Source organism: Neobacillus bataviensis LMG 21833 (assembly GCF_000307875.1).
GTDB lineage: Bacteria > Bacillota > Bacilli > Bacillales > Cytobacillaceae > Neobacillus > Neobacillus bataviensis.
The window spans coordinates 1-799 of record NZ_AJLS01000070.1 but is presented as its reverse complement, the minus strand read 5'-3'; the positions used below and the strand labels follow the sequence as shown (position 1 = coordinate 799).

Below are 799 nucleotides of genomic sequence, written 5' to 3'. Positions count from 1 at the left end.
GTAGGACCAGTCGCACCCGTATCACCTTTAGGACCGGTAGGTCCAGTAGGTCCTCGGATACCTTGAGGTCCTTGAGGTCCGGTCGCACCCGTAGCACCAGTATTTCCTGTAGCTCCGGTCGCACCATCATTTCCTGGACGACCTTGAACCCCAGTCGTTCCTGTTGCACCTGTATCACCTTTAGGACCAGTTGCTCCGGTTGCTCCTTTAGCGCTGTGTCCGGTATCAGTATCACCAATCCACCAGTTACCATCAGGTCCAACATAAGGAGTATCACCATCTGTACCAGCTGCACCTGGTAGGTTCAGTTGCTCCCGTAGCCCCAGTTGCGCCTAATGCTGATTCGCCAGTATCATAAGAACCAATCCACCAGTTGCCATTATCACCAATTTCTGGAGTAATACCATTTTTACCAGTTGCTCCAGTCGCTCCTGTTGCCCCAGTTGGGCCTTGAGCATGGATACCGCTATCTTTGTTGTTGATATACCAGTCGCCATTAGCACCAATATAAGGGGTTGCTCCGTCTTTACCAGCAGCGCCAGTCGCACCAGTAGCCCCGGTCGCACCAGTATCGCCTTTGGCTTTGATACCTAAATCAACATTGCCAATCCACCAGTCGCTGTTTGAACCGATGAATGGAGATTGACCATCTTTACCAGTTGCTCCTGTTGCACCCGTGTCAACTTTGAGACCAGTTTTACCAGTTGCACCAGTATCACCTTTAACGCCTTGAGCCCCAGTATCTCCAGTTGCCCCAGTAGAACCAGTTGCTCCTTGAGCATGGATTTCAGTATCTTTA

1 protein-coding gene and 1 pseudogene are annotated in these 799 nt (G+C 50.9%); both read right to left on the bottom strand.

Annotated elements, in window-relative coordinates; translation table 11 throughout:
- The coding region (locus BABA_RS28405; RefSeq protein WP_211214182.1) for a hypothetical protein at window positions 1–265 on the bottom strand (265 nt) is incomplete at its 3' end.
- Window positions 266–273: 8 nt separating this feature from the next.
- Window positions 274–799, bottom strand: a pseudogene (locus BABA_RS27310) (hypothetical protein); the annotation flags it as partial.